The organism is Escherichia sp. MR, assembly GCF_005280595.1.
In the GTDB taxonomy this organism is placed as follows: domain Bacteria; phylum Pseudomonadota; class Gammaproteobacteria; order Enterobacterales; family Enterobacteriaceae; genus Escherichia; species Escherichia ruysiae.
In genome coordinates, this window is the sequence record NZ_SZVK01000103.1 from 1 (window position 1) to 5,259 (window position 5,259).

The window sequence follows — 5,259 nt, forward strand, 5'->3', positions numbered from 1 at the left end:
CAGTAGCAGTAGCAGTAGCAGTAGCAGGAACATCATCAGTAACAGACAAATGACAGGCATGAAGAAACAGAAGCCCCCGTCAGAACTTCCGCGTAATGAAAGGGGCGGCGCGTGAGCGCGGCCCCTTTCAGCGCCACCGGCGCGCGGTCTTTTCCCGACGCGGACAGACAGGCATTTATCCTCCCGCCTGCCCGGCGTCTTCAGGCCCGCAGACGAATAATCATCGTCGGAACACGGGTATAAGCAAACGTGCCGCGCGGCAGCTCCTCGCGGACGTCAGAAAACGGCAACAGCTTCTCCTGCTGGCGCGGCCCGTTCAGACAGACGGCGACCAGCACACCACCCGGACGCAACAGGGAAAAAGCCCGCAGGATATGCCGGATATCCTGCCCGTGACTGAACGGCGGATTCATGATAACCCGGCTGTAATACTGCACCGGCTGCCATTCCATGAAGTCGCCACACTGAACCCTGACACCGTTAAAATTTTCCCGCAGATACCGGACCAGCCCGCTGTTAATCTCCACCGCATCACACATGGCCCCCGGCGCGGTATCCCGAATCGCCCGCAGTATGGCTCCGGTCCCGGCAGAGGGTTCCAGAATGTGATCACGGTTGCTGATTTCCGCCAGCGTCACCAGGCGATCGCAGACCGGGGCAGGTGTCACAAAAAGCTGAGATTCAGCCCGGATTTCAGCAACCGGCGCGGCGTTATCCAGCCTTGCGCGCATCAGCCGGATACGTTCTCTTAACTGACTGTGCATGTCATTATCTCCGTCATCCCCCGGGGATTTCCCGGGGGGATATACCTTATTTCTGTGGGATTTCCGTGATTTTCATGTCGGTGATATACACATTCACCAGACGGAAATTATTGTCCATTGTGCGGCGGTAGCGGTATGCCCCGTGGTCTTCTGCTTCTGCCACACTGCGCACGGCCTTACAGTCCCGGGGCAGGGCGGCCCACTGTGCCTTTGTCATTTCCCGGAAACCTTCCCCCGGATAGTTGACTACCGGCGGGCGCTTCGCGGCCTGGCTGGCGATGGCAGCCTCTTCTGCCGATGGTGCTTTGTAGTCCGTGATGCGATCGGGCGTCACTTTCATCGTGCCGCTGTACCCGAGAAAACTGTAATTCGGCGTTGTGACTGAACTCACCGCCCCGTTGCTTTTGTTCACGCGGATGATGGTCAGCCACTCGCCCCGGCTGAAAACCTGTCCGCCCGGCTCAAAATCCTGTATCCGGGTAACCACGCCGCCGCTTTCGTCCAGCATGGCACGCTCATAGATCAGGCGGTTCTGATAGTGGTTAACCCAGCGTTGCTGATGCTGAATCTGCCGTTCATGACAGCGGATCGCAATTTCGCGGGCCTGCTCCGTGGTGATGATGTCATCATCCAGGGCCGACCATAACGACCGGCTCCCTTCATACTGGCTTTTTTCTGCCGGGCGCGGATACGTATCCAGCGGGAAACAGGCGCTGATATGGTCATGACTGCTGATGAGTTTTGCCATATTCAGATCCAGCGATTCAGCCCGCCACATCGTCAGATATTTCTGCGACTGCGCGATGGTCTTTTCAGCCTTGCGCAAATCAGCTTCGATTTTTTTGATACGACGCCAGCGAACGTCCGGACGTTCTTTATACTTCGCGTGAAGCAGTGCCGACCGCGCCCGCTCTTCCCAGTATTCCGCACGTTCAAAGAGCATCACGGCTCGTTTCATGCCGTTTTCAATACGCTGCGCATCACGACGGGCGCGGCGTTCGCTGTGATGCCCCACAAGAATGGGCTGACCGGGCGGGATCATCGCGGCCAGTCTTTCCACTTCATCAAGTGCCTGTGCGGATTCACTGGCCCGCTTTCCGCTGTATCCGGTAAACCGCTCCGCCCGAGCTTCCTGACGTTCAGCGAGCGTGCTGTCTTCATCCTCAATCTCTCCGGCAAGTGAGAGGAGCACGTCTTCCCGGCCCGGTGTCCAGGCCGGCGCCACAAACAGCGCCTGTTTTGGTGCCCAGCGGAAACCGGCATCATGGACTTTTTTATACGTCTCCGGATCAAGACGTGACGCGGCATACAGGCGCAGTTTGTTGTCATCCGGTGAGTAGGTCGCGCGGTACATCTGCACAGGGCTGGCGGCTTCCGGGGCGGTCATGGTGATTGCTGCTAATGTCATAAAATGTTCTCCTTCCGTTTGTTGCCGCCCCTCGCGGGGCGGCTCACCTCATCAGTTAAAAGCGCGTTTCAGTTCGAGTGTGCGGAGCACCTGCCCGAAAGCCGTGTTTTTCATGGCGGGGATGTGTACACCACGCCCCCGGTGAAAACTCCGGGCAATGTGTCGCCCGAAGGCTTTCAGCACGGGGTCAATTTCCGGCGCGGGGATGTCTTCGCGTCTGAAACGGGGATGACGGCGGGGCTTTACAGCCGCTGCGGAAGGTGAAACAATACTTACTGTCATAAATGAAACTCCTTATGACTGTTGAATGGAGCCGCAAAAACTGTTCGTGCAGTCTCTGCGGCATGGATTAAGCAGGTCCCTGACCTGCTTTTTTCATATCTGCGTCTGACGTTCTCCGGTGTTTTCCTCCTTCTGTTTCTGCGTTCTCATTACCTGCCAGCCGGATGACTGACAGAACACATAAATGCGTATTGCCGGAGCCTGAAATAAATCCTGATTTTTAAAGAACATCACCCGTTGAGTTTCGGGAGCCGCGGTTTTGACGTTTCGCGGGAACCTGCTGCTGTATTCCCTGTGGTATGAACTTCACCCGTTTGAGAACCTTCGCCGCAAGGGGCATCACTGCCACGGCCTGACGCACCTGTCCTGGGCAGAACGCAAAATTTTTTACCGGGTTTTGGGTAAAAAATTTTGTGGGCTGTTCATTTACCCTGGACAGTCAGTGCGGCAGGTTGTGGCTGTATCAGCCCCCGGCGACAGGGACTCAAACGGGTGTGTGGCACCCGGCAGGCAATGAGCAGGGACCCGCCGCAACGACGGAGAGCGCGTGCGCGAAACGGCGTTGCGCCTCACATCCCGGCGGCCTTTTGCCGGGATGCCAGGAGCGCAGGCCACGGCGCGACAGAGGCGGCGCGACCGGAACGGTCGCTGCAAGCCGGGGGTTTTGACGCATCGGACCGTAGCGACAGCCCGAAACCGCGCCAGCGGGTTCGGCGGAGACTGGCGGGTGCGTCAGCAGCTGCCTGTCGGAGTCGGGCCTGACGACCGGATGCCGCCAGGCAGCCGGGAGCCGAAGGTGCGCCGGCAGACAGGACAACACTGCAATAGTCAGAATCAGAGCAGCAGAGAAAAGAACAACAACAACAGGAACAGGGTCATACCATCAGAAAAAAACATTCCGGACACATCACAAACGGGAAGGGTAACGGGCGACGCGCCAGCGTGGCCCGCTTCCCTTCCGGCAGGCACCAGCCTGCCAGGGGTTTTCGCGCGGGCTGACAGGCGGCCTCCACCGCCTGCCTCTGTATCACCTGTTTCTGTTACCCTGCAGGATGTAGTGACCACCGAGGAAAACCGCCTGCTGATTCGCCACAAAATCGCAGATTTCATCAACAACCTGCGCGGTGGTGAGCGGTTTCTGCCCCATCTCACGACGTCGTGCATTAATCACGGCCCTGTAATTACGCAGAATTTCGCGGGTTTCTGTGCTGATATTCATGACATGTGCTCCCCGTCCAGCGCCTGTAACACAACGTCCATTGCTTCGCGTTCTTCCCTGACGAATGCGTCACCGTCGCCCCCGTTCTCACTCCCGACGGCATACAGGCGCTTCATTTCACTGCCTGCCAGCGCCATCACTTTTTCCAGCATCACCGCCGGGACTGTCACATGACGGCTGGCGCGCTTTTCTTCCATCAGCTCACGAACAACGTCGTGAACAACGCTGACATCCGCACCATGCTCAAAGGCATCGTCCAGTCGCTGCATGACGGTTTCCAGCTCATCGTCTGACAGGTTCCAGTCCTGGGCTATGTGACGCACATCCCCACGGGTCAGCACCACGGCAAAAACACATTCACTGTCCGGCACGTCTGTATCCAGTACATCGCGGATGATTTCTTTAACAGTACAGTACATGTTCTCGTCTCCTTTACAGGGGCGGCATTGCCGCCCCGTCCGTTAATCAGTCCAGAGCCGCGTAAATCGCGTTGCATTCAGGGTGAAATTCGATGTGACGCCACAACTGCGCATCGCGCATCCGGTAAAGCTGGGTCAGTCCTGCATCCCCGCTGTCGTGGTACAGCCACAACTGGCGGTTAATCACAAGGGAGGTCAGGATGATGCCTGCGGCATCAGCACTCACGGTACGGTCAAACCAGTTTGCACCGTTCACCATGTGGAAACGGTCGCCATCCGGCATCATGTAACCGCCACCGTCCGGCAGGCGGATGAAGTGCCAGAAGCCGCCCTGATATTCCGGCATCATTTTTTGCGCCAGCGCGTACACATACGCCTCGGCATACAGAAAATCGTTGCCAAACAGGTAAGGCAGAAAGGAGAGACGGTCGCACTCTTCAACATTCAGAGTGACAGGTTTCGCATATTGCATGATGTTTTCCTCCGTTGTTCACATATTCCGCGACACCGGGCGGTGCCGTGCCTCCAGAAAAGCCGGGCGATAAGGCGGGGATGCACAGGGCGCAAGGGAAGCCGCAGCCTGACGCACACGGCTGACGGGAGTTGCAGGGTGAGGCCGCGAAACCTGAGCGGACGAACGACCGGAAAATCACGGCAGACGGGAAGGAGGGACCGGGTGACCGCAGCGGCGAAGCGTACCCTTGCATCAACGCCAGCCCGGCTAAGATGGAGGCACGGCACAGCCCGCACACGACACGGTGGCCACATAACTGAAAACCCACAAGGCCATGCCTGCATGGCCGGGTAAAGCGGAGCCGGCGGCGACTTCCTTTGTGCTCTGTCCGGGGACCGGCAGGAAAAAGGCGGGGATTTTCCCCGCCATCATCAGCCCCTGATTTTTGTCAGGGCATCCGCCATGCTGCGGATTTCGGCCCGGGCTTCCCGGACAACTTCCCGCAGAACACCACGGTCAAACCAGCGGCGGGGCGGTTCATCCGGTATACGCAGCACATCGCAGGCCAGCCCACTGGACAGGATATGCTCAATACACTCACTGACCAGATACATTTCCACCGACGAAAAACGTGCGCCCCGGTTCACGATGGCATCGAGCACCACGGGCAGGTTTTCGTCATCTTCATCGAGCCAGCAGGGGTGATCGCTTTC

6 protein-coding genes and 3 pseudogenes are annotated in these 5,259 nt (G+C 58.1%); 2 read left to right on the plus strand and 7 right to left on the minus strand.

What is annotated here, in order from left to right; genetic code table 11:
- Positions 1 to 115 (plus strand): annotated as a pseudogene (locus FC814_RS22935) (pilus protein); the annotation flags it as partial.
- Positions 116 to 200: 85 nt separating this feature from the next.
- On the opposite strand, the gene FC814_RS22110 reads toward FC814_RS22935, so the two are convergent.
- The 3 genes from FC814_RS22110 to FC814_RS22120 are packed head-to-tail and all read right to left on the minus strand — an operon-like array spanning position 201 to position 2,454.
- Entirely contained in the window at positions 201 to 764 is a 564-nt protein-coding gene (locus FC814_RS22110) for a trans-aconitate 2-methyltransferase (RefSeq protein ID WP_042634411.1), read from the minus strand.
- A gap of 46 nt (positions 765 to 810) precedes the next feature.
- Positions 811 to 2,172 (minus strand): DUF3560 domain-containing protein, encoded by a 1,362-nt coding sequence (locus FC814_RS22115; protein WP_021559003.1) that lies wholly within the window; start codon positions 2,170 to 2,172, stop codon positions 811 to 813.
- A 51-nt stretch (positions 2,173 to 2,223) separates the two neighbouring features.
- The gene (locus FC814_RS22120; RefSeq protein WP_000218642.1) at positions 2,224 to 2,454 is read right to left on the minus strand and encodes a hypothetical protein; all 231 of its coding nucleotides are present in this window, start codon (positions 2,452 to 2,454) and stop codon (positions 2,224 to 2,226) included.
- 513 nt (positions 2,455 to 2,967) lie between these two features.
- Between FC814_RS22120 and FC814_RS23390 the strand changes: the two are divergent.
- A pseudogene (locus FC814_RS23390) lies at positions 2,968 to 3,119 on the plus strand (hypothetical protein); the annotation flags it as partial.
- A gap of 362 nt (positions 3,120 to 3,481) precedes the next feature.
- On the opposite strand, the gene FC814_RS22130 reads toward FC814_RS23390, so the two are convergent.
- From FC814_RS22130 to FC814_RS23000, 4 genes and pseudogenes are all read right to left on the minus strand, one after another.
- Positions 3,482 to 3,673: a hypothetical protein gene (locus tag FC814_RS22130; RefSeq protein WP_062873855.1), complete on the minus strand. Its 192-nt coding sequence runs from the start codon at positions 3,671 to 3,673 to the stop codon at positions 3,482 to 3,484.
- A complete protein-coding gene (locus tag FC814_RS22135) occupies positions 3,670 to 4,092 on the minus strand; it encodes a DUF1380 family protein (protein WP_000271681.1) in 423 nt (140 codons plus the stop codon). The genes FC814_RS22130 and FC814_RS22135 overlap by 4 nt, the downstream gene beginning before the upstream one ends.
- 46 nt (positions 4,093 to 4,138) lie before the next feature.
- On the minus strand, positions 4,139 to 4,564 hold the full coding sequence (locus FC814_RS22140; protein ID WP_001198928.1) for an antirestriction protein: 426 nt from the start codon (positions 4,562 to 4,564) through the stop codon (positions 4,139 to 4,141).
- 413 nt (positions 4,565 to 4,977) lie between these two features.
- Positions 4,978 to 5,259, minus strand: a pseudogene (locus FC814_RS23000) (hypothetical protein); the annotation flags it as partial.

Excerpts from the sequence above, each read along its gene's own strand:
- FC814_RS22110 (WP_042634411.1), bottom strand. The coding sequence starts at position 764 with ATGCACAGTCAGTTAAGAGAACGTATCCGGCTGATGCGCGCAAGGCTG.
- FC814_RS22115 (WP_021559003.1), bottom strand. The coding sequence starts at position 2,172 with ATGACATTAGCAGCAATCACCATGACCGCCCCGGAAGCCGCCAGCCCT.
- FC814_RS22120 (WP_000218642.1), bottom strand. The coding sequence starts at position 2,454 with ATGACAGTAAGTATTGTTTCACCTTCCGCAGCGGCTGTAAAGCCCCGC.
- FC814_RS22130 (WP_062873855.1), bottom strand. The coding sequence starts at position 3,673 with ATGAATATCAGCACAGAAACCCGCGAAATTCTGCGTAATTACAGGGCC.
- FC814_RS22135 (WP_000271681.1), bottom strand. The coding sequence starts at position 4,092 with ATGTACTGTACTGTTAAAGAAATCATCCGCGATGTACTGGATACAGAC.
- FC814_RS22140 (WP_001198928.1), bottom strand. The coding sequence starts at position 4,564 with ATGCAATATGCGAAACCTGTCACTCTGAATGTTGAAGAGTGCGACCGT.